Source organism: uncultured Desulfovibrio sp. (assembly GCF_902477725.1).
In the GTDB taxonomy this organism is placed as follows: domain Bacteria; phylum Desulfobacterota; class Desulfovibrionia; order Desulfovibrionales; family Desulfovibrionaceae; genus Desulfovibrio.
In genome coordinates, this window is record NZ_CABSIF010000005.1 from 233,047 (window position 1) to 256,017 (window position 22,971).

Below are 22,971 nucleotides of genomic sequence, written 5' to 3' on the forward strand. Positions count from 1 at the left end.
CCATGCTGACCATAACAACAGAAACATTTTCGCAGGTATCCACAGAAGCGGAACAACTCGCCGCCGCCCACTGGAATGAGGTGGAAGCCGCCCTGCACGGCGCACAACGTTACCGACTTGATCATGAACGCTACGCCAGCCTTGAACGGCTGGGCATGCTGCACATAAGCGCCGCGCGGGGGCTTGCCGAGGACGACCACGGCGCGACCTCCAATACTTCCGGCGCTCCACTGGCAGGCTATGCCGTCTTTACTCTGGTGTCTTGCCCGCACTGCCCGCAAACTCTGCTGGCGGCTCTGGACGGGCTGTATCTTGCCCCTGGGGCACGCGGCGGCCTGTTTGCCCTGCGCCTGCTGCGCCACGCGGAGTCGGCCCTTGCCGCGCGCGGCGTGGGCCTTGTGCAGTACAGTTCGCCAGCGTCCCGACCCTGCCATGCGCTCTACCGCCGCCTTGGAGCGCAGCCCACGGAGACCATCTGGCACAAAACCCTGCCGCCAGCGCCAGCCAAGGCCGCAGGAACAATCGAGGAGGACAGCTAATGGCCATAGCAACCAGCACAGCCGCCATGATCAGCGCCGCCGTTGCCCTCGCCGGGGCAGCAGCCGGAACCGTGAGCGCCGTGCAGCAGGCAGAAACCCGCCGCCAGCAGACGGAATACCAGTCCGACCTTGCGGCCCGCAACGCCCAGCAGGCGGAACTGAGTGCACAGGCGGCAGACGAGGCCGCCCGCCAGGAACGCCGCGCGGGTTACGAAGCGGCACAGGCCAAACGGCAGGAGGCTGCCCGCATCATCGGTGCGCAACGCGCGCAGGCCGGGGCATCAGGAGCGCAGACCGATGCAGGCTCCACGCTGGATAAAACCCTTGATACCGCCGAAAAAGGCGAGCTGGACGCCCTCTCTGCCGAGCAGCAGGGGCAAAGCAGAGCACACGCCCAAGACATGCAGGCCTGGAGCCTGCGCAACCAGTCGGCTGTGTCGGCATCCAACGCCGACTTTGCTGGCTCGCGCGCCGAAACGGACTATCTGGGCCTGAGCGGCACCCTGCTCAACGGAGCCTCCCGCATGGGCCGCAACTTTTACACCATCGGCTCACGCGGCCCGCTACTGCCGTAGGCCTCCCTTTCATTGTCATGCCAGCCCCCTGCCGTCCCCTTTCGGGCGGCAGGGGGCTTTTGCTGTTATTTATGGAAAGCCCCGCGTAATGCCAGACAAAAACACGGCATTTGCCTATTGACGATGCGCTGGCTGACCTTACTTTTTATGGGCAGGCGTGGCGAACAGGTGTATTCTGGACGCACGTCAAGGAAACGACCCGACGGGGAGCACGCATCATGGCAGTATCGTACAAGGATTATTACAAACTTCTGGGAGTAGAGCGCGCAGCGTCAGCCGAGGAGGTCTCCAAGGCTTACAAAAAGCTGGCCCGCAAATACCACCCTGACCTCAATCCCGGCGACAAGCAGGCAGAGGAGAAGTTTAAGGAAATCAACGAAGCCTATGAAGTGCTCAAAGACCCGGAAAAGCGCAAACTGTACGACCAGCTTGGCCCCAACTGGCAGCACGGCCAGCAGTTTCAGGGCGAACCGGGCTTTGAGAATGTGCATTTCACGTTCAACGGCAAAAATTTTGACGGTTCGGGCTTTTCAGACTTTTTTGAAACCCTGTTTGGCGGCGGTGGCCAGTATGGCGGCGGCGCTCAGTTCGGCGGCCCCTTTGGCAGCCAGATGGGCGGACAAGCTGGCGGGCGCGGGGCCAATTTCGGCCCTGATCCCTTTGGCGGATTTTCGTCCCGTCAGCGGCGTGGCCGCGATGTGGAGGCGGAGCTGGCCCTGAGCCTTGAAGAAGTGCTGCGCGGCGGCCCGCGCTCCGTGTCCATCAACATGCCCGCTGGCGCAAAGACTCTTGAGGTCAACGTGCCCGCTGGCATCCGCGAAGGGGCTAAACTGCGCCTCGCCGGACAGGGCGACCCTGCGCCGGGCGGCACGCCGGGCGACCTCTTTTTGCGGGTGCGCTATCTGCCCCACCATGTTTTCAAGGTGGACGGAGAAAACCTGCAATGCGATCTGGCCCTGGCCCCGTGGGAAGCAGCCCTGGGCGCGCGGGTTGAAGTGCCCACCCTTGAAGGCAGCGTAGAAATGCAGATTCCCGCAGGCTCCAGCTCCGGGCGCAAGTTCCGCCTGCGCGGCAAGGGCATGGGCGCTGGCGACAAGCGGGGCGACCTGCTGGCAAAGATCATGATTCGGGTTCCCGCCGAGATCACGGACGAAGAGCGCAACTTGTGGAGCAAGCTGGCCGAGATATCAACATTCAAGGCCCGCTCGTAGGGAACAATCAGGCAGCCGCCAGCGGACACCCCCGGCGGCTGCGCAGGGTTTGCATGCATATTCCAGCGGCGCCGCCGCAGGCGGCAACCGATACGGTTACTGGTGGAGGACACAAATGAGCATGACCCCGAAAAAACCTTCACTGCCCGTGCCTTCAACGGTCATGGTCTGGCAGGAATTCATTGAAGCCACAGGCATTGCGCCGGAGCGGCTTCAGGAACTGATGGGCCTTGGCTGGATTGAAGCCCGCACCAGCGCGGCGCAGGATTTCCTTTTTCGCGATGTAGATATCTACCGTGTACGCAAGCTTGAGCGCATCTGCTGCGACTTTGAGCTGCCCGTGCTCGGCGGCACTATTATTGTGGATCTTCTGGAGCGCATAGATTCTCTGGAACGCAGGGTGCAACGCTTACAGCATTTTGAAGACGAATAGCCGGTTTGAGAGCATGCAGCCTCCCGGCCAGAAATAACAAAATTTTGCCCGCCGCAGCGCGGGCGCGTGTGGAGGAAGCTTATGGACATCAACAAATTTACGGATAAAGCCCGCGAGGCTGTGGGGCAGGCCCAGAGCATTGCCGCAGGCATGGGCCATCAGGAGACGGATGCCGAGCATCTGGCCCTGGCCCTTGTACAGCAGGAAAACGGCATCGTGCCGCGCATTCTGGAACAGATGGGCGTACAGCCCAAGGCCCTCAGCGTTGCCATCGAGGGCGCGCTGCGCAAGCGGCCTTCTGTTTCCGGCGGCGGCATGGATCCCAGCAAGATCATGATTACCCAGCGGCTGGCAAAAATTCTGGGCGACGCGCAGAACGAAGCCAACCGCATGAAGGACGAATACGTAAGCGTTGACCACCTGTTTGCCGCGCTTACCGATGTTGCGCCCTCCTCGCCCCTTGGCGAAGTTTTCAAGGAATACAAGATCGCCCGCGCCCGTTTTGTGGCAGCCATGGAAGAGCTGCGCGGCGGCGCGCGCGTGACCAGCGCCAGCCCCGAAGACACCTTTGAAGCGCTGACCAAGTATGCCCGCGATCTCGTGGAAGCAGCCCGTCAGGGCAAAATGGACCCGGTCATTGGCCGCGATTCCGAAATCCGCCGCGTTATCCGCATTCTCTCGCGCCGCACCAAGAACAACCCGGTGCTCATAGGCGAGGCGGGCGTGGGCAAAACAGCCATTGTGGAAGGTCTGGCCTTCCGCATCGTCAAGGGCGACGTGCCGGAGGGCCTCAAGGGCCGCAAGCTCTTTGCCCTTGATATGGGCGCGCTCATAGCAGGCGCAAAATACCGCGGCGAGTTTGAGGAACGCCTCAAAGCCGTACTCAACGAGGTGCAAAAGAGCGAGGGACAGATCATTCTGTTCATCGACGAACTGCACACCATCGTGGGCGCGGGCAAAACAGAAGGGGCCATGGACGCGGGCAACCTGCTCAAGCCTATGCTGGCGCGCGGCGAGCTGCACTGCATCGGCGCAACCACGGTGGACGAGTACCGCAAATATATTGAAAAAGACCCGGCTCTGGAGCGCCGCTTCCAGCCCGTCATGGTTGAAGAACCCACGGTGGAAGACGCCATCTCCATCCTGCGCGGGCTGAAGGAGCGTTTCGAGGTGCACCACGGCGTGCGCATCAGCGACTCTGCCATTGTTGAAGCGGTGGTTCTTTCACACCGCTACATCACCGACCGTCAGCTGCCGGACAAGGCCATTGACCTTATTGACGAGGCCGCAGCCATGATCCGCACAGAGATCGACTCGCTGCCCGCTGATCTGGACGAAGTGAACCGCAAGGTCATGCAGCTTGAAATCGAGCGCGAAGCCCTGCGCCGTGAAACAGACGCCGCCTCGCGCGAACGCCTTGAAAAGCTTGAGAACGAACTGGCCGACCTGCGCGCCCAGCAGGCCAACATGCGCAAACAGTGGGAGAGCGAAAAAGGCTCCATCGACCATGTGCGCGAAATCAAGGAGCAGATCGAGCAGACCAAGCTTGCCATTGAGCAGGCCGAGCGCGCCTATGACCTCAACAAGGCCGCAGAACTCAAGTACTCCAAACTGCTTGAGCTGGAAAAGAAGCTGGCCGCCGCTTCCGGCGCTGGTTCGGAACACGAAGGCCCGCGTCTGCTCAAGGAAGAAGTGCGCCCCGACGACGTGGCCGAAATTGTGGGCAAATGGACGGGCATTCCGGTAACGCGCCTGCTTGAATCCGAACGCGAAAAACTTCTGCGCCTGGGCGACCAGTTGCACGAGCGCGTGGTGGGTCAGGATGAGGCCGTCACAGCCGTGGCCGATGCCGTGCTGCGCGCCCGCGCGGGACTTTCCGACCCGGCTCGCCCCACTGGTTCGTTCATCTTCCTTGGCCCCACGGGCGTCGGCAAGACCGAGCTTTCCAAGGCTTTGGCCGAGGCGCTCTTTGATACGGAAGACAACATGGTGCGGCTGGACATGAGCGAATACATGGAGAAGCACTCCGTGTCGCGGCTCATCGGCGCGCCTCCAGGATACGTGGGCTATGACGAAGGCGGGCAGCTTACCGAGGCCGTGCGCCGCAAGCCCTATTCCGTCATTCTGTTTGACGAGATTGAAAAGGCGCACCCCGATGTGTTCAACACCCTGCTGCAACTGCTGGATGATGGACGCCTTACGGACAGCCAGGGACGCACGGTGGACTTTCGCAACTGCATAGTCATCATGACCTCCAACATCGGCTCCATGCACCTGCTGGACGGCATCTCTGCCGACGGTACGCTGAAGGAAGGCGCGAGGGAAAGGGTCATGGAGGATCTGCGGGCGCACTTCCGCCCCGAGTTCCTCAACCGCGTGGACGAAACCGTGGTCTTTCTGCCCCTGCGGCGCGACCAGATCGCCCGCATTGTGGATCTTCAGGTCAATCGGCTGCGCAAGCGGCTTGAAGACCGCAAGATCAGGCTTGAGCTTACTGATGCGGCCCGCAAGTTTATTGGCGATGCCGGTTACGACCCTGTGTACGGCGCGCGGCCCCTCAAGCGTTACGTGCAGCAGGCTGTGGAAACCCCGCTTGCCAAGGAGCTGGTGGGCGGCAGAATCCGCGATGGCCAGTGCGTCACTGTGGATGCTGCGGACGACAAGCTCACCTTCAAGGCCGAGTAAGCGCACACTGATCACAGCTTAGCAGACTAAAATCATGAGGCCCACACGAACCATTTCGTGTGGGCCTCACTTATTGGGGGGTAGGGATGCGGGACAGGTTGCGCGGGATATCTGGCGGAATATCCTGCTGAATGTCAGATCACGGCGTCAGGCGGTGGAACCGCCAGCGCGCTTTGGGCTACTGAATTTCTTCGGGCTTGACCACAAGCCAGTTTTTGTCGGCGGTGACGGGCTGACCCAGTTCCTTCTGGCGGGCAGCGGCCTTGGTCCACATGCCTTCCATCTTCTTCATGGCGCTGTCTTTGCGGTTGATCCACACGCGCGCGCCGCCCTTTTCCACGTCCACGCCGTTCAGCAGCATGTAACCGTCAGAAATGGGCGTGTCGCCACCCACGATGATGGGCTTTTTCCACTGGTCGATGTAGCCGAGGATGGTGCCCATTTTGCCTTCGTACCAGGTCATGGGATTCATGAGGTAGGTGGTGAGCAGCATATCAAGGTTCTTTTTCTGGTCGTACTGGCCCTTTTCGATCTGGAGGCGCGAGGTGGTCAGGGCGCCGTTGGCGGGATCCTTGAGCAGCATGGTGACGCCGATGACATTTTCAGGTTTGACGTTGTAGCCATACTTGGGGTCGCTGGCCACCATACGCACCAGTTCTTCACTGGCGGCGGTCATAACGTACACGTTGATGCCGTTCTCCATCAGCTTGGCGTACAGTTCCTGCATGCCGGTGAAGGGCTTGGGCGGATTGATGCTGGCTTCTTTCACGGTGTCACCGCTGTAATACTTGGCCTTGAGGGGCTTTTTGTATTCCATGAGGCCGTCCACATGGCCCTTGAGTTCCTTAAGCGTAAAGCCAGCAAAAACCTGGGCAACCCAGGGGTAGCAGATGAGGTCTTCCGTTTCGCACAGACGGTAGTAATAGCTGACCAGACCTTCCTTGAAGTCCTTGGTATCCTTGAAGGGAATAAGGCGCAGTTCCTGGGGCAGCTTTTCGCGGGAGAGCGCGCCCTTCATTTCCATGTAGGCCAGCAGGGATTCTTCCAGATCATAGCGGTAGCTCGTGTTGTCCATGTCAAAAACGGCAAAGTTGCCCTGATTGGCATTTTTTTCAATCACCTTGTCGAGCTGTTCTTTCACAGGTGCAGGCCAGTGCTTCAGCTCTGTAGCGGCACTGGCCGACTGGCTGAGCGTAAATGCAAAGACAAAGCAACTGACAAACAATGCAAGGCAAATTTTTTTCATCACACGACTCCAGGCGTTAAACGTAAACAATCCCCAAAAAATACATATCGGCCCACAAACCCTTTCAGATGTATTTTCAGCACCTGCTAGATGCTCAAATGGTTATTTCAGACCAGCGTAACCTTCCAGTGCGGGGGAAAGTCAACGGGGGTTTTCATATCTTGTTGAGCTGTGAAGTAACGCCCCCTCACTTGCCCAAAAACGGCAAAATGCACCGCAGCCGGGGATAAATGGAGATCGGACTTCTCAGGGTTGCCCTGCAAATACGCAGAAGGGGGATTCCCGTGCAGGAATCCCCCTTCTCTTGCTGACAATTTCAGCCCTGGCGGCGTGCGCCTCAGGATGCTTTTAGCTTCTGAATGCATTGCCCAGCGCGTCCGCCGCCATAATGGCCGCAGCTACGCTCTCTTCCGTAATGGGAAAGGGCATGGCGTGGATGGATTCTTCGGGCAGGCAGGCCTTGCGGGCCACCTTGCGCAGGGCTTCCGGGCTGATGTCCGTGATGCCTATATCGCTCAGGCACACAGGCAGGCCCACTGAGGTGCAAAAACCCAGCACTTCGTCCAGTTCTTCCGTGGGGGCGTTTTCCAGCACCAGTTGCACCAGCGTGCCAAAAGCGACCTTTTCGCCGTGCAGGTAGGTGTGAGTTTCTTCCAGCGCGGTCAGGCCATCATGGATGGCGTGGGCTGCCGCCAGACCGCCGCTCTCAAAGCCCAGGCCGGAAAGCAGGGAGTTGGCTTCAATGATGTTTTCCAGCGCTGGCGTCGCCATCTTGGCCTGACTGGCCAGCACGGCCTTGTAGCCGTCTTCCAGCAGGGTGCGGTAGCAGGTGGCTGCAAGGGCTTGCGCTGCAAGGGTCCCTCTGGCCGGGGGGCAGTCGCCCGTGCGCGCGCCACAGGGCAGTCCCGCGTTTACGGGGGCGCACGAACGCACGTTGGCCCGCGCCTCGAAATAGGTGGAAAGGGCATCGCCCATGCCCGACACCAGATAGCGCACCGGCGAAGCGGCAATGATGGAAACATCCATCAGCACCACATCGGGATTGCGGGGAAAATAGGCGTAGTCTTCCATTTCGCCGTCTGGCGTGTAGATCACCGCAGAATGGCTCGTGGGCGCGTCCGTAGCCGCTGTGGTGGGCACCACAATGACCCCCTGCCCCGCCGCCACGCAACGCGCCGTGTCCAGCGCCTTGCCGCCGCCAAGCCCCACGGTGCAGTGACAGGAATGCTGACGCGCCAGCTCACCAAGACGGGCGATTTCAACGCGCGAGCATTCGCCCTGAAATTCCGTTTCCACAAAGGTCACGCCAAATTTGGCCGCTGTGGCGTCCAGCGTCTGGCGCACCCTGTTCACGCTGCTTTCCGTGGCTACCAGCAAGGCCTTTGTGCCGTACTGCCGCACAAAATACCCAAGGTTGAGCAGTTCGTTCTCGCCCTGCACATACTTGGACGGACAGATAAACGCTCTTCTCATGGCATGCTCCGCTTCCGGCAATTGCGCCGGCATTGCAGGTTTGAATCCTGACTGGGCCTACGCATCTTCCTTCACACCCAGCAGGGCGCGGGCATAATCCTCGCCGCTGAAGGGGCGCAGGTCTTCCATTTTTTCGCCAAGGCCCACATAGGTGATGGGCAGGTGATGCTGCATGGCAACGGCAATGGCTACGCCGCCCTTGGCCGTGCCGTCGAGCTTGGTGATGATGAGTTCATCAATGCCCGCAGCTTCCTTGAACAGTTTGGTTTGCGAAAGGGCGTTCTGCCCGGTGGTGGCGTCGATTACCAGAATGGAGCGATGCGGCGCGCCCGCATGCTTTTTGCCCAGCACCTGACGGATCTTGCTCAGCTCTTCCATCAGGTTGACCTTGGTCTGCAAGCGGCCTGCGGTGTCCACATAGAGCACATCCACACCTTCCTGAAGCGCACGGTCCATAGCCTCGTAAGCCACGGCGGCAGGGTCTGAACCAGCGGTGCGCGCATGGAACAGCGCCCCCACGCGCCCGGCCCAGACCTGCAACTGCTCAATGGCGGCGGCGCGGAAGGTATCGGCGGCGGCAATCATGACCTTTTTGCCCTGCATGCGGTCGCGATGGGCCAGCTTGGCAATGGTGGTGGTCTTGCCCACGCCGTTGACGCCGATCATCAGCACAACTTCGGGCTGGTTAACGGCTGCGATGCGGCGCGGCGCGCGAAAGATCTCTTCCACTTCGGCCATGAGCAGTTGGCGCACTTTGGTGGATTCCGTAACCTTTTCCTTGCGGGCGCGCTCTTTCAGACGCTCCACCAGTTCAATGGAGGGTTCGTAGCCAAGATCGGCCATGATAAAAAGTTCTTCCAGTTCTTCCCAGAAGGCGTCGTCCAGTTCGCCATGCCCGGCAAACAACGCGTCCAGCCCCTTGGAAAACTGCTCGCGGGTACGCGAAAGCCCCTGGCTGATCTTGAGAAACAGGCGGTTGCGCTCGTCCTCTTCGTCTTCCATATCAAGGGCGAGAGCCAGACGATACTGCAATTCAGAACGGAATTCCTCCACCTGCCGATAATCCATGCGGGCGAGCCATTCCTGAAAATCACGCACAAAGTTCTGCGCTTCGGCCTCCGGGGCATCAAGGGCCCGCAGCAAAAAGAACAGACGCTGCCACAACAGGTCGCCCGCCTCATCCACGCCCTCAAGCACGATGCCAAGCCATACGGAAAGCCGTGGCTCGGCCTCGCGCAGCCGCAGGGTCAGGGCCTCATCAGCGGCAGATGCCGCAAAGGGCTGGGCAGTGGCTTCTGCCGCAGGTTTCGCAGCAGGTTCTGCAAGGGATTCAGTTGCGGCAACACCAGCTGCGCCTGCATCTGCGCTAATTTCTGCGGGCGCTTCATGCGCCGCATTGGCCGCATCTTCCGCGCCGCCGAACATTTTTTTTATGGCAGAGAAAAAACCCATATGATCTCCTTATCTTCCGCCCTCTTGCACCGAGGGTTTGCTTTCCTTGCGGGCCGTTTGTGTTTCCAGCGCTCCCAGCACTTCGCGCAACGCCAGCACGCATTCTTCCACGGCCAGAGCCGCAGAAGCGGCGTCTGTATCATTCACGGCCCACTGCATTGCATGCGCGGTAGAGGCCAGCCGCTCCGCGCCCACGCAGGGCGCTGCTTTTTCAAGAATCCGCCCAAGGCGGCACAGGTTATCGGCATCTTCCAGCGCATAGAGGCGCAGCAGTAGATCAGGGGCAGGGGCAAACGTTCTGCCGAACATGCCCGCCGTAACGCGCCAGGCTTCGGGGCGGCGCAACAAAAAGGCCCGCCCAAGCTCGGCGCTCACAACAGCCCCGGCTGCGATATCTTCGCTCAGGGGCGCGGCGCTTCCGCCCTGCGCCTCTGCGGCTGGCTGCGGTGATGCCTCATGACTGCGGGCTGTATTATCACCAGCGGAGCCTGATTCAAAAATATCTGCAAAGCCTGGCTCCGGGGATGCCACAGAAGACGAATCCGCAGCAGGTTCGCCGGACGCCGCAGTGCCGTGCGGCGCGGTACGCTCCAGCAGCAAAGCTTTCAGCCGCGCCAGATCTCCCCAGTGCCAGAACAGGGCCAGCAAGACCAGGGTTGAAAACAGGGCGGAAAGGCAAAAACGCGCCACTTCCCGCCGGGCCTTCAGGGCCAGGTCTTCATCAGTAATGCGGGGCGAAAGGTACACTTCCACCGACCCCACGGGGCGGCCTTCCATCTTGAGCGGATTCATGCCCTGCACGCTGTTTTCCGCAATTTCATCGTCCCAGGGAATGGGTTCCCACTGGTAGTTGCGCCGCTGCCCTTCCAGCATGCCACGCGGTGTCTGCACCTTGATGGCGTAAATGGATTCATCGGTCATGGCCGCCATAACAATGGTGCGCGCGGTCAGTTCGTCCAGCTCCCAGGCGGGCAGGGAAAGCAGCGCCGCCAGTTGCGCTGCGGTACGTCCGGCCTCGCTGCCAAGGCGGTTTTCCGCCTCCTGCCTGTCCTCATTGACATTCCAGACGCCAAGCAGCAGGAACAGCAGCAAGGCCGCCCCCCATGCAGCCAGGGCAAGTCTGCGTCGCAGAACGTGAGAGATATTGGGCATATGCTTTGCCGCGAGAGCCACGCCCCCGCGCTCCTTACTGTTGGTGTGGTCTGCCATGCAGACGGTGCGCCAGTGCGCTGGCAGCCGCAAGGGCATCAGCATCGCGCAGAACAAACAGACAAACAGCCCAGGCCGTTGCGCCGCCAGTAATGGCAAGGGCAAGCCCCAACCAGATGCCGCGCCCGTGCAGCAGTTCCAGCAATTGCCACGCGGCAAGGGCCGTGGCCGCAGCAGCGGCACATTGACGCAGTACCGCACACGCCGAAGGCAGACATGCGCTGGCGGATGCCGCGCCAGCGGAACTTTTTTTCAGCGCCCTGCCCAGAATGCACAGCAAAAAGCCGCATTGCAGCCACAAGCCAAGGCTTACGGCCAGTGCCGGAGCCATGACGCCAAGACTGCCCGAAAGACTATGGACCAGTGCGGCCCCGACCGCAAGCGTAGCAACCACGGCCCACACAGCGCTGACCGCCGTGCGCCGCACCTCGCCCAGCGCGTTGCAGGCCGCCAGCAGGGAGCGGTTGACGGCAAAGGCGGGCAGACCAGGCAAATAGGCCCACAGGGCGAGACCTGTCTCGTAAGCCGCATTGTCGCCAAAGGCGCCGTGCCGCAGCAGACCTTCCACCAGACGCGGCCCCACGGCCCACAATCCTGTGGCGGCGGGCAGGCTCAGCAGCAGGGTCAAACGCAGGGCCGTGCGCAACTGATCCGAAAAAAGCGAAAATTCTCTGGCAGCTGCAAGGCGGCTTAATGTGGGCAGACTTGCCATGCCCAGACACACGCCCACCAGTCCAAGGGGCAGTTCAAGCAGGCGTTCGGCATAGTAGAGAGCAGCCACCTGCCCTCGGCCCAGGCTGGACGCCAGCGACATGGCTGCCAGCATGGCAAGTTGCGGTGCGGATGCCCCAAGCAGGCCCGCGGGCAGACGGCCAAGGCAGTTCCAGGCAAGGGATGCCGCGCGCTTTTGCAGCGAGGATTCGTTCCCGCCTGCGTTACCCTGCGCGATATCCGGCCCTTCGTCAGGCCCGGCTTTACGCAAAGGCAGCAAACGCCGCACTGCCAGCCACTGCGCCAGCCATTGCGCAATACCGCCGCAAAGCATGCCCACAGCCAGAGCTGGAGCCGCAGGCAGCAGGCCCAAGGCAGCCGCTCCTGCAAAACACAGAATGACAATATTAAACAGGGCAGGAGAAACAGCGGGCAGCCAGAACACGCCAAGGCTGTGCAAAATGGCCATGCCCAGAGCAGCCATGCCCGCCGCCAGCGTATAGGGCAGGCAGATGCGCAGCAGGTATATGGCCTCCTGCCGTTCCGGCCCATAAAAACCGGGAGCCAGAATATCAGTAAGCCATGGGGTGGCCACCAGCCCAAGCACTGTGAGCAGGGTCAGCACAAGGCCAAGCCTCACGGCCAGAGCGCGGGCCAGCAGGCGCATACTGCGGCTGCGCTCTGGCCCCACAGCATGGTCGGGCGATGCGCCCATGCGCTCCAGATGCACAAGGCTTGCCGTCAGGGTCATGGAAAGCGAGCCTTCGCCCAGCATGCGGCGCAGCACATGGGGCAGCCGCATGGCAGCCACCAGTGCGTCGGCGGCAGCGCCGCCGCCCACAAGCCAGGCCATGCTCATATCGCGCAAAAGGCCAAGCACACGCGAAACAAGGGCAAAGCCGCCCAAAAGGGCCGCCGTGCGCGCAATGCCGCCAGAATGCCCGGGGCCGTGCTCGGCAGGGCCAGAAGCGCAAGACGGGGAGGATTCCCCACCCTTGCCGTGCGCGCAGCCGCTTTCAGAAGCGATCATTGTTCCTCGTTTCAGCCATGCAAAAAATCAGGGCAGCGCGCCACCGGCAGTTCTGGGCGCGCTCACGTCAAAACAAGTGGCCTGCAAGCTGTTTGCAACAAAGATATTCCACTTCCGGCGGCGCTAGGCTTTTAACAGCCCTTGTGCCGCCGGAAGCAAAAGTGTTACAGCTACGGGCGGTGCGGATCGGGTTCGGACTTCCACGCAGCCACGGCTTCACGCACAAGGCGGTTCTGCTCTTCGGGCATGGTGTCCTTGAAGGTTTCGGCAAACACGTGGATGCGCGTGCCGCCGCGCGGCGCAAACAGCCCCTTGACACGGCACCAGCAGGGATTGAGCAGGGTGCGCAGGTCTTCCAGCACGTTGTTGGTGATGGTTTCCATAAACGACTGGTGATTGCGGAAGGCGAACATATAGAGCTTGAAGCTCTTGGATTCCACGCACAGCTCGTCAGGAATGTACTCTACCGTGATGGTGCCGCAGTCAGGCTGGCCGGTCACCGGGCAGAGCGAGGTAAATTCGGGAAAGCTGATGCTGATCACATAGGGGCGCTGGGGAAAGCAGTTGGGAAAGGCCTCCAGCAGGGCTACGCTGGGGCCGCCCTCCGGGGACTGAAGGCGGCCTGTGCCAAGAACCTTCAGGTCCTGGGTCTGATCCTGGCTGCGGGTACTCATGGGGATACTCCTTAAAATACACGGAAATGACGCTGCCGTACAGCGTTGGGGGGCCGCCGGGGCGGCGGACGCGCCATGCGCAGGCGAAAGGCCTCACTGGCTGCGCAAACGCAGGCGCGTATCAGACTTGTAACCCATTGCGCTTACGGCTACAATAATCTATTGCCCACTCCAATCCGATACCAGCCATCGGCCAGTTCCCCGGAGCAACGTATGAACATCCTGCTGCACGTACACGCCTGCAAGCGGGGCCAATGTCTGCCCCTGCTGCCTGTTGCCGCCACGGATACCGATTTTTGCCGCAGCCACGGCCTCATGATGCCCGAGCCATGGGCAATGCCCCACCTGCGGGTGGGCACATGCTTTTGCGGGGCCTGCGGCACAGCCCTGCTCAAGGTTACAGGGCGCGCCTGGATGCCCCTGCCGCCCAACACTGCACCCCCCGGCGGCAACGGGGAGGAGCCGTGGCAGGCGAGCCACGCGGTGCAGTGCCTGTTTTTGACTGCTCTGACGGATCTGCCCGAAGGCCCGCTGGAAGTAACCGCCAGAAAAACCGGCTACAGCCTTGCCTGGATAACCCTGTCGGACAAAGGCGCGCGCGGCCAGCGGCTGGATTTGAGCGGCCCCGCCATTGCTGAAATGGTCGGCTCCGCCATGCCGCTGAGCCACAGCCAGGGATTTTTGCTGCCGGATGAAGCCGCGCAACTGCGCGCCCTGCTGACGGAGCTTGCCCTGAGCCAGGGTTTTGACCTTATATGCACCACCGGCGGCACCGGGCTTTCGGCGCGTGATATCACGCCGCAAACCACTGCCGCCCTGCTCGATACGCCCTTGCCGGGCTTTACTCAGGCCATGCTGGCCGCCAGCCTTGCCAAAACGCCCCACGCGGTTATTTCGCGCGCGGCAGCGGGCACACTGGGGCAAAGCATCATCATCAACCTGCCGGGCAGCCGCAAGGCCGTTGTGGAAAACCTTGCCGCCGTACTGCCCGCCCTGCCCCACGCCCTTGCCAAATTGCAGGGCGACCCCGCCGACTGCGGCGGTTAAGGAGAACACATGGGCTTTTTTCCGCGTTCCGGCATGAGGCTTTCCACGCCTTTTGGCCAGTTTGGCGACATTTGCCGGATGATCAAGATTGAACATTCCATTTTTGCGCTGCCCTACGCCTGGGCAGGGGCGGTATTGGCAGCACGCGGCTTGCCCTCTGCGCGCAGCCTGATTTTTCTGACCATCAGCATGATCGCGGCGCGCTCATTCGCCATGGCCTTCAACCGGCTGGCCGATCTGCCCTTTGACCGCGACAACCCGCGCACACAGGGTCGCCCCCTGGTAACGGGCGTTATCAGCAAGGGGCAGACATGGGCCTTCTGCGCGCTCATGGCAGTTATCTTTATTGCCTCCTGCGCGGCGCTGAACACTGTCTGCCTGTGGCTTTCCGTGCCTGCGCTGCTCTTTGCGGCCATATACAGCCTGCTTAAGCGCTTTACGGCCCTGTGCCACTTCTGGCTGGGCGCGACGCTGGGTCTTGCCCCGCTGGCTGGCTGGCTTTCGGTCAATCCCGCAAGCCTTGGCCTTGCGGCTGTGCTGCTGTTCTGGGCTGTTACCTTTTGGGTGGCGGCATTTGACATTTACTATGCATTTCAGGACATGGATTTTGACGTGGCCTTTGAGCTGCATTCCGTGCCTGCTTCTTTTGGGCCGGATACGGCCCTGACGCTGGCCGCGTTTTCGCACGCCATGACGTCCATCTTTCTGCTGCTGGCGGGCTTTGCCGCCGGGCTTTCCTGGCCATGGTACGTGGTGTGGTTCGGCATCAGCGTCATGCTGCTTGTGGAGCACAGGCTCATGAAGCCGCAGGATCTGCGCCATGTGAACACGGCCTTTTTTACCATCAACGGCATCATTTCGCCGGTCGTGCTGGCTGGCGTGTTGCTGGGCATCTATATCTGACGGAGAGGCAATGCCGCGCAAAAAACAGTACCAATGGAAATCCAGCGACGAGGCGGAAGGCTTTGACTTGCCGCCCAGCCGCTCTGAAAAAAAACGCCAGAGCCTTGCCCTGCAAAACATGGGCGAAGAGCTGACGCGCCTTGGCCCGCAGGAAGTCAAAAACCTTGACCTGCCCGCAGACCTCAGGGAAGCGCTGCAACTTTACGCCCGCATAGGCGACCACGAAGGCCGCCGCCGCCAGATGCAGTTTATTGGCCGCGTCATGCGCGAGATTGACCCCGCGCCCATCCGCGCCATGCTGGATGCCCGTCGCGAGGTCTCAGCAGCAGCCACCGCGGCCCTGCATCAGGCAGAGCAGTGGCGCGACCGCCTGCTGAGCGCTGACCAGGGAGAACTTGCGGGCCTGGTGGCAACCCTGCTGACCGCAAGGGCACTGCCAGAGCAGGACGCAGAAGAGCCAGAGGCCACGGGCAAGGCCGCTCTGCCAAGCCAGGATGAACTCATGACCATGACCCTTGCCGCCCGCAAGGAAACTGCGGAGAACACCTCCCCGCAGGCCCGGCGCGCGCTTTTTCGCGCCATCCACGGCATGCTGAAGGCGTAATCCCGGTGATTTTGGCCTTCCAACCCTGTGCTTTTTCATAAAAATAAAAAAATTGCGCAGGAATGCTTGACGATCACCTACGGTTAGGATAGAAGCTTTCTTCGTTGCTACGCCCTTGTAGCTCAGTCGGTAGAGTGCATCCTTGGTAAGGATGAGGTCAGCAGTTCAATCCTGCTCAAGGGCTCCACAAAGAATCAAAGGACTTACGGAGAAATCCGCAAGTCCTTTTTTTTATATCCCCGCCTGCCAGAGATTTCAGACAAAAAAAGCCGCCCCTGCGGACGGCCAAAACCTGTATACATCTGCACATCAGGGAAGCTGCGGCGGTTGCGGCACCAAGGCCCGGTACGGGCCGCGCATGCTGTACACAAAGTTTGCCATGCGCGCATCGCCGCTGATCACGAGCATGAGCAAAAGCTTGGACTGCGCATCCTCGCGCACAATGCCGTAGCCCTTCACGCCCTTCTGCTCAAAAGTAAATTCCCACTGGCCATTGCTGCGAAAAACAGGCGTTGAACCCTGCAAGCGTTTGGCATTGCCCCTGGCGGCCTGCTCGGCCTCGCCAGCATTGGCAGGCCCCACAATAATGAGCGCAGAACTTTTGTGATCCTTCTGCCCCATCACAACCTGCACGGCTTCCTGCACCTTGGTGGGGCCATTCACCACCACCCAGTCCGCGGGCAGATCAAGGCTGTAATATTTTGTTGTCAGGGGCGCGGCCTGCGCCTGCGCTGCAAGCAGAACCGTCAGCACAAGCAGGGGTAAACCCCGCATAACAAGCCGGATAAATTTCTGGGGCATGGCAGTCTCCATTGCATTCCTAGGATGCCGGAGTGTACGGCTCTCCGGCTTGCCTGTCCACACGCCATGCTGCGGATACCTGGGCGGCGGATATCTGCGCGATAAGGACGCGCGCCCTCTTGCCGGAGAAGATTCATACCTGTAGTATGCGCGAGATGAGGATAGTATGCTGAAACTACGAGCACTGCGCGCCCGACTTTACGAAAATCGTTTTGAACTGCTCATGCTCTCGCTGTGGTGCGTGTTCATTCTGAACATCATATTTCCAGAAAACATCTACCGGGGCACGGCGCAGGCAATCTATCTGCCTATCCAGCTGCTTGCTGCTCTTGTACTTTTTGAGTTCAAACCGCGCATTCTGCGGCTTGTCCTGTTTTTCGGCGCACTGCTCATTGTGGGCCGGGCCATGGATCTGTTTTTTATCAAGACCATGAAAGAGGAATTGCTGCTGCTCTATCTGTGTTTTTTCGGCAGCATCATGTTTGAGGTATTCCGGCAGATATCCCACGCGCAGATGTTTACGACCAAAATCGTCTACGCTGCGGTGTGCGGCCTGTTGCTCATTGGCTATTGCGGCTATTTTCTGTTTCTGTCCATCGAGTTCCATCAGCCGGGTTCTTTCAAAGGGCTGGGCGCGGGCGACCAAGCGGCCAACGACCTGTTTTACTTCAGCTACGTGACCATCCTCACCATCGGCTACGGCGATATTACGCCTAAAACCTGGATTGCCAAAAATGCCACAGTGCTTGTGGGTTTTACCGGCTATCTCTATTCCATTGTTGTTATTGCCCTTATCGTGGGCAGGGCCCACCGCACGCCGCGCAGCACCGTTGCCCCCACAAAAAAACCAGCCCCGCTGCCTGCGCGCTCTCCGCAATCATCTTCCGCCAAAAAACCGCCGGAAGCCTGACCTCATCCTGATTCTGCACCAGCTTCACGCCAGAGGTCAGCAGCACACGGCCAGCCTGATTTATGCACGCCTTATGAGGGGCGCTTAGACCACCCGCTCAGGCCTTGCGCTTGAACATCCACACGGCAACGCCCACAGCCACCGCGCTGATGCAGGCAATCTTGCCAAGGCTCACCGCTGCCGCAGCCACGGTGATATCTTTCAGAAAAACCCCCTGCACAATGGTGGTAAAATGCCGCATGGGGTTCAGCTGGCTGGCGTATTGCAAAAATGGCGGCATGTTGATGACGGGCGTAACCGCGCCGGAAATAAGAATACACGGCACCCCTACGGTAAAGGCCCCCAGAAAGGCCTGCTGCTGCGTGGCAGATAACGACGAGACCATCAGCCCCACCCCGCCCGAAGCCATGGCAAAAACCAGCATGGCCACATAGAGCAGCACCAGAGAGCCGGTAAACGGCACCCCGAAACCGAAAATAGATATGAGCAGAAAAATTGTGCCGTGCACCAGCCCCACCAGACAACCCGGCACTAATTTGGCAAGGGCAATCTCCGTAGGGGTGGCCGGAGAAACCAGCAACTGGTCAAAGGTGCCCACCTCGCGCTCCCGCGCTACGGAAAGCCCCGTCACCACCAGCCCCAGCATAAAGCCCAGCATGCCTATAAGGTTGGGCAAAAAGAACCACTGAAATTCCAGATTGGGATTGAACCAGCAGCGCACGCGCACATCCAGCTTGGGCGCTCCGCCTGCGTCAGTTGCAGCGCCGAGCGCCATTTGCCCCCGTGGCGTGGATTCCCCAATGCCGCGCACAATGGTTTCAAGATAATAGGAGGCAATCTGCGCCGCATTGGAGCGCCTGCCGTCAAGTATCACCTGCATCTGCGCTGGCGCACCTGCATCGACCCTGCGGGAAAATTCATCATCAAACACCATGACAAACAGGGCTTTTTGCCGCTCGATAGTCGGGCGAATATCCGCCTCGCCATCCAGAAATGTCACGCTGCGGAAGGTATGCGACCCCTGTAGCCTGCGTACGATCTCGCGGCTCCAGTTGCCGCTGTCATGGTTGAGCACGGCCACATCCACATTGCGCACTTCCATGGTGGCCGCCCAGCCAAACACCACAATCTGCATGAGCGGCGGCACAATAATGAGCATGCGCGAAACCTTGTTGCACAGCAGAACCAGCAGCTCCTTGCGCACAATGGTCGCCATGCGCCGCAGGTTCAGACGGGGCAGCGTTATCCTAACCATCATGCGTCCAGCCTTTTGACAAGGTTGCGGTACACCAGCCCCAGCAATACCGAGGCCAGCAGCCCCATGAACAGCAGGCTGGGGCCAAACACGCCCCACACGTCCCCGGTCAGGAAAATGGTACGTAAACAGGTATTGAAGTAGCTGGCGGGCAAAAGCCGCGTCAGGGCCTGAAGCACGGGCGGCATGCTGTTGATGTCAAACACAAAGCCCGAGAGCAGCAATGCGGGCAAAAAGCCGGAGAACAATCCCGCTTCAGCCGCCACCAATTGCCCGCGCAGTGTTACGGAAATCAGCAGCCCCTGACCCAGCGCGCTCAGCATGAATACGGACGACAAGAGCACAAGTACCCACAAGGAGCCGCGAAACGGCACGGCAAAGAGCGTCACCGCCGCCACCGCGCACAGGGCCATGCTGAACATGCCCATGCAGAAATACGGAATCAGTTTGCCCAGCAGCAGTTGCATGCGGCTTACTGGCGTGGCGAACATGGCCTCCATGGTGCCGCGTTCCCACTCGCGGGCAAATACCAGGGAGGTCAACAGTGTGCCGATAAGCGTCATGATAACGGTTATGGCCCCCGGCACAAGAAACTGCACACTCTTGGCAGCAGGGTTGTACCAGAAGCGCGGCTGAATATTGATGGGCAGCGCTGCTGCAACGCCATCCGGCAAGGCCGTGCGCTGCCAGGCCATAATCAGCCCCTGGCTGTAGTTCTGGATATACTGGGCCGTATTGGGTTCTGAACCGTCCACGAGCACCTGCACGGCCCCGGCACTGCCGCGCTCAAGCTGCTCGTCAAAATCCTGCTGGATCACCAGTATGCCCTGCACCACAGAATCGCGCATCATACGCCCGGCCTCGGCCATGGTTCCCACAGGGCGCGTGGCAAACCACGGGGAGTGGGCAAAATCCGCCGCAAGGCTCAAAGAATGCCGCCCGCCGCTCTGATCCAGCACAGCCACCCGCAGCACGCCCGCATCCAGGGTAATGCCGTAGCCAAAGAGCAGCAGAAAGATGAAAGGCAAAACCCCGGCCACAAGATAGGATGAGGGATCGCGCACGATCTGCTGAAATTCCTTGCCCACCAGGGCAAAAAGCTGTCGTAACCAGATATTGCTTTGCATGTGTGCCGGGCCGTTTGTTGTGGATCGGGCAGCAGAACCTTACGAAAAAAATCTTCTGTCTCGCGGCCTGCTACTGCGGATGCTCCCTGTCGTATCTTTCAATGTTGGCAATAAAGGCTTCTTCCAGCGTGGGGTCTTCCACCTCGGTGCAGGATGCCTTGAGTTCGTCCGGTGTTCCCATGCTGATCATGGCACCGCGGTAGATCAGCGCGATGCGGTCGCAGTATTCTGCCTCTTCCATGAAGTGGGTCGTCACCAGCACAGCGGCCCCGGCTGTGGTCATGGCGGAAATGTGCTTCCAGAAATCCCGGCGGGTGCGCGCGTCCACGCCAGAGGTCGGCTCGTCAAGAAACAGCACGGGCGGCTCGTGCAGGGTGGCGCACAGCAGGGCCAGCCGCTGCTTTTGCCCAAGCGGCAGCGAGCCTGTGCGGCTGCGCAGATAGGGCTGCAATTCAAGCGCCTCGGCCAGCTCGGGCAAAAGGGCGTTGCGCCGTTCCTTGGACAGACCATACAGCTCGGCAAAAATATTGATGTTTTCACGCACGGGAATATCCGGGTACAGCGAAAACTTCTGCGCCATGTAGCCCAGACGCGAGCGGGCCTCGCTGCCCGCGCGCAGCAGATCTACCCCGTCCACGGCGCAACTGCCGGATGTGGGGCGCGAAAGCCCGCAGAGCATGCGGAATGTGGTGGACTTGCCCGCCCCGTTGGGCCCAAGCAGGCCAAAAATTTCACCGGGCCGCACATCAAAGGAGATATCGCGCGCCGCCACAAATGCGCCAAACCGTTTGGTGAGGTTGCGGGCCAAGATGGAAAAAGTCGGGCCGGAATCAGCGGAAGCAAAGGACGAAGCCGCATCTGACGAAGCGGCAGCCGAGGGAGGCGCTCCTGCCGCGCCCTCTGGCGCCAGAGCAATGCTGCCACCGCCACTGCCCTGAGTGCCCGCGTGGTTGCCGCCGTTGTGGGACACATTCAGTTTGCCGTAGGGCGAAGGGCTCTGGTTGATGCCGCCAACGGCGCTCATGTAGGCGTCTTCCAGCCGTGGGGCCACGGCCTCGCCGCCACGGGCCAACACCTCGCGCCGCAGATTGTCAGGGGCATTTGCCGCCAGCACAAGCCGGATGCGGCTGCCCTGAATAAGGGCATCTTCAATGCCCGAGCGCATGGTCCAGAGGGTCAATTCCTTTTTATGCATTCCCGCATCGGCCCGCAGCAGAAAAACCCGCCCTTCGGCCCGCGCGGTGAGTTCCTCCGGCGGCCCGGCAAACAGTACACGCCCGCTGTCCAGCATGATCACGCCGGGGCAGCGCTCGGCCTCGTCCAGATAGGCGGTGGACCACACAACCGTCATGCCTCCCTGGCTCAAATCCTGCACCATGCGCCAGAGTTCACGGCGCGACTGCGGGTCAACGCCCACGCCGGGTTCGTCAAGCAGCAGCAGGCGCGGCGCCCCTAGCAGAGCGCAGGCGATGCCCAGTTTCTGCTTCATGCCGCCAGACAATCTGCCCGCAAGGCGCTCGGTAAAAGGGGCAAGGTTCGTGAATCCCAGCAACTTTTCAAACACGCGGTCGCGTTCTGCCCCTTCAAGCCCGCGCAGGCTGGCATGCAGCCGCATGTTGGCCATGACGGAAATATCTTCATACAGGCCAAAGCGCTGCGGCATGTAGCCAATGCTGTTGGGCTGGCTGCGCATAAGCTCTGCCGGGCTTTGCCCAAAGAGGTTTGCGCGCCCTTCGCTTGGCGGCATAAGACCCGCCATGATGCGCATGAGCGTGGTTTTCCCCGCCGCGTCAGGCCCCACCAGCCCGGTGATGCGCCCGGCGGGGATGACCGCGTTCACGCCGTCCAGAGCGGTGACGGCCTCGCGCCCCTTGCCGAAGCGCATGACCAACCCCTCCAGGCAGACGGCCTGGGCATCGGCGGCGTTGTCGCTCATGGCGCGGGCGTATCCTGCAAAATAATTGTCACGGGCATGCCCTGCCGCATGACGTTTTCCGGATCCTGCGCCTGTACGCGCAGCCGGTAGACCAGAGCCGTGCGCACCTCGCGCGTTTCAACGGTCTTGGGGGTAAATTCCGCCGTGGGCGAAATAAAGCCCACCGTGCCGGGAAAGCTCTTTCCTGGCGCTGCGTCCACCAGAATCTTCACAGGCATGCCGGGTTTGACGCGCCCCAGATTGGGTTCGTCCACATAGGCCCGCAGCCACAGGGGGTCGGCAAGGGTGAGGGTGTACACGGTCTGCCCGGCCTGCACTATGGCCCCGGCCTCGCGGGCGCGGGTCAGCACAATGCCCTTTTGCGGCGCGGCAAGCACTGCGTCGCGCAACTGGATTTCCGCATGATTGAGGGCTGCGGCAGCAGCGGCAACAGCGGCCTTTTGCGCCAGAACTTCCTCTTCCCGGTAGCCGGAAAGCAGCATGTCCAGCTGGTCCTGATTGGAACGCAGCTTGGCGCTGGCCTCGCTGTACTGGGCGCGGGCGTTGTCCAGATCTTTTTGCGAAATAGCGTTGGAAACGCGCATGGCCGCCACGCGGTTCAGGTTGATTTGCGCGTTTTCTGCCAGGGCGGCAGAGCCGCTCACCGCAGCGCGGGCCTGAGCGATTTCTTCCACGCGGTAGCCGCGCTCAAGACGCAACAGGGAGGCCTGCTGCCTTTCAAGTTCTGCGGCGGCCTGATCGCGCTGCTGGGTCAGCAGATCATCGTCAATCCGGGCCAGTGCCTGACCGGGGGCGACGGCATCGCCTTCGTCAACAAGCACTTTTGCAATGCGCCCGTTAACGCGAAAGCTCAGGTCAACCTGCCGTATATCCACATTGCCATACAGCACAAGCTGATCTCCATCATGCCGCAGCCACTTCCACAATAATACAACCAGCAACAGCACAGCCAGCGCCGCGCAAAAAATCAGAATCTTACGGGGAACAGTCATATTCCTCCCAGCTTGCATTCACCGCAAGCAGTACCGCGCCAGATAATTTTATGACGGGGCAGTTGCCCCGCTACCTGGCAGAATAGCTAGAGGAGGGGGGCTTGTCCATGCGGCACAACACATACAATACAATAGTTGATTTCGGCGAGTTTGTGGGG

20 protein-coding genes and 1 tRNA gene are annotated in these 22,971 nt (G+C 60.7%); 10 read left to right on the plus strand and 11 right to left on the minus strand.

The features are described from left to right. The first annotated feature begins 2 nt into the window (after positions 1 to 2). The 5 genes from RDK48_RS06340 to clpB all read left to right on the plus strand — a co-directional run bounded on the left by RDK48_RS06340 (position 3) and on the right by clpB (position 5,443). A complete protein-coding gene (locus tag RDK48_RS06340) occupies positions 3 to 539 on the plus strand; it encodes a GNAT family N-acetyltransferase (RefSeq protein WP_298996405.1) in 537 nt (178 codons plus the stop codon). Next, complete coding sequence (locus RDK48_RS06345) at positions 539 to 1,114, plus strand: hypothetical protein (RefSeq protein WP_298996403.1); 576 nt, start codon at positions 539 to 541, stop codon at positions 1,112 to 1,114. The genes RDK48_RS06340 and RDK48_RS06345 overlap by 1 nt, the downstream gene beginning before the upstream one ends. A gap of 218 nt (positions 1,115 to 1,332) precedes the next feature. After that, positions 1,333 to 2,325, plus strand: a complete 993-nt coding sequence (locus RDK48_RS06350; protein WP_298996400.1) for a J domain-containing protein — start codon at positions 1,333 to 1,335, stop codon at positions 2,323 to 2,325. A gap of 115 nt (positions 2,326 to 2,440) precedes the next feature. Further along, entirely contained in the window at positions 2,441 to 2,758 is a 318-nt protein-coding gene (locus tag RDK48_RS06355) for a chaperone modulator CbpM (protein WP_192113666.1), read from the plus strand. Between the two features lie 81 nt (positions 2,759 to 2,839). Then, positions 2,840 to 5,443 (plus strand): ATP-dependent chaperone ClpB, encoded by a 2,604-nt coding sequence (gene clpB, locus RDK48_RS06360; protein WP_298996396.1) that lies wholly within the window; start codon positions 2,840 to 2,842, stop codon positions 5,441 to 5,443. Between the two features lie 178 nt (positions 5,444 to 5,621). On the opposite strand, the gene RDK48_RS06365 is transcribed toward clpB, so the two are convergent. The 6 genes from RDK48_RS06365 to queF form a co-directional block, all read right to left on the minus strand. Continuing rightward, positions 5,622 to 6,689 (minus strand): hypothetical protein, encoded by a 1,068-nt coding sequence (locus RDK48_RS06365; RefSeq protein WP_298996393.1) that lies wholly within the window; start codon positions 6,687 to 6,689, stop codon positions 5,622 to 5,624. A gap of 348 nt (positions 6,690 to 7,037) precedes the next feature. Next, positions 7,038 to 8,162 (minus strand): glycerol dehydrogenase, encoded by a 1,125-nt coding sequence (locus tag RDK48_RS06370; protein ID WP_298996390.1) that lies wholly within the window; start codon positions 8,160 to 8,162, stop codon positions 7,038 to 7,040. Between the two features lie 57 nt (positions 8,163 to 8,219). Further along, on the minus strand, positions 8,220 to 9,614 hold the full coding sequence (gene ftsY / locus RDK48_RS06375) for a signal recognition particle-docking protein FtsY (protein WP_298996387.1): 1,395 nt from the start codon (positions 9,612 to 9,614) through the stop codon (positions 8,220 to 8,222). Between the two features lie 9 nt (positions 9,615 to 9,623). Continuing rightward, complete coding sequence (locus RDK48_RS06380; protein WP_298996385.1) at positions 9,624 to 10,766, minus strand: hypothetical protein; 1,143 nt, start codon at positions 10,764 to 10,766, stop codon at positions 9,624 to 9,626. A gap of 34 nt (positions 10,767 to 10,800) precedes the next feature. After that, positions 10,801 to 12,564, minus strand: a complete 1,764-nt coding sequence (gene murJ / locus RDK48_RS06385) for a murein biosynthesis integral membrane protein MurJ (protein WP_298996382.1) — start codon at positions 12,562 to 12,564, stop codon at positions 10,801 to 10,803. 170 nt (positions 12,565 to 12,734) lie between these two features. After that, positions 12,735 to 13,238, minus strand: a complete 504-nt coding sequence (gene queF / locus RDK48_RS06390; RefSeq protein ID WP_192113672.1) for a preQ(1) synthase — start codon at positions 13,236 to 13,238, stop codon at positions 12,735 to 12,737. 213 nt (positions 13,239 to 13,451) lie between these two features. Between queF and RDK48_RS06395 the strand changes: the two genes are divergently transcribed. The 4 genes from RDK48_RS06395 (at position 13,452) to RDK48_RS06410 (ending at position 15,979) form a co-directional block, all read left to right on the plus strand. Beyond that, complete coding sequence (locus RDK48_RS06395; protein WP_298996378.1) at positions 13,452 to 14,285, plus strand: MogA/MoaB family molybdenum cofactor biosynthesis protein; 834 nt, start codon at positions 13,452 to 13,454, stop codon at positions 14,283 to 14,285. Positions 14,286 to 14,294: 9 nt separating this feature from the next. Next, entirely contained in the window at positions 14,295 to 15,188 is an 894-nt protein-coding gene (locus RDK48_RS06400) for a UbiA-like polyprenyltransferase (protein ID WP_298996375.1), read from the plus strand. Between the two features lie 10 nt (positions 15,189 to 15,198). After that, entirely contained in the window at positions 15,199 to 15,792 is a 594-nt protein-coding gene (gene yjgA, locus RDK48_RS06405) for a ribosome biogenesis factor YjgA (protein WP_298996372.1), read from the plus strand. Between the two features lie 111 nt (positions 15,793 to 15,903). Further along, a tRNA-Thr gene (locus RDK48_RS06410) sits at positions 15,904 to 15,979 on the plus strand. Between the two features lie 122 nt (positions 15,980 to 16,101). Here RDK48_RS06410 and RDK48_RS06415 read toward each other — a convergent pair. Beyond that, a complete protein-coding gene (locus RDK48_RS06415) occupies positions 16,102 to 16,593 on the minus strand; it encodes a hypothetical protein (protein WP_245170839.1) in 492 nt (163 codons plus the stop codon). 166 nt (positions 16,594 to 16,759) lie between these two features. Here RDK48_RS06415 and RDK48_RS06420 point away from each other — a divergent pair, with 166 nt between their 5' ends. Then, positions 16,760 to 17,503 carry a potassium channel family protein gene (locus RDK48_RS06420; RefSeq protein ID WP_298996351.1) on the plus strand — a complete coding sequence of 248 codons (744 nt, stop codon included), beginning with the start codon at positions 16,760 to 16,762 and terminating at the stop codon, positions 17,501 to 17,503. A 97-nt stretch (positions 17,504 to 17,600) separates the two neighbouring features. Here the strand turns inward: RDK48_RS06420 and RDK48_RS06425 are convergent, their stop codons facing one another. The 4 genes from RDK48_RS06425 to RDK48_RS06440 form a co-directional block, all read right to left on the minus strand. Further along, on the minus strand, positions 17,601 to 18,761 hold the full coding sequence (locus RDK48_RS06425) for an ABC transporter permease (RefSeq protein ID WP_298996348.1): 1,161 nt from the start codon (positions 18,759 to 18,761) through the stop codon (positions 17,601 to 17,603). After that, positions 18,758 to 19,885, minus strand: coding sequence for an ABC transporter permease (locus RDK48_RS06430; RefSeq protein ID WP_298996345.1), 1,128 nt, complete (start codon positions 19,883 to 19,885; stop codon positions 18,758 to 18,760). Before RDK48_RS06430 ends, RDK48_RS06425 begins: the two co-directional genes overlap by 4 nt. Before the next feature lie 70 nt (positions 19,886 to 19,955). Then, a complete protein-coding gene (locus tag RDK48_RS06435; RefSeq protein ID WP_298996343.1) occupies positions 19,956 to 21,821 on the minus strand; it encodes an ATP-binding cassette domain-containing protein in 1,866 nt (621 codons plus the stop codon). Next, positions 21,818 to 22,813, minus strand: a complete 996-nt coding sequence (locus tag RDK48_RS06440) for an efflux RND transporter periplasmic adaptor subunit (protein ID WP_298996341.1) — start codon at positions 22,811 to 22,813, stop codon at positions 21,818 to 21,820. Before RDK48_RS06440 ends, RDK48_RS06435 begins: the two co-directional genes overlap by 4 nt. Positions 22,814 to 22,971: the final 158 nt, after the last annotated feature.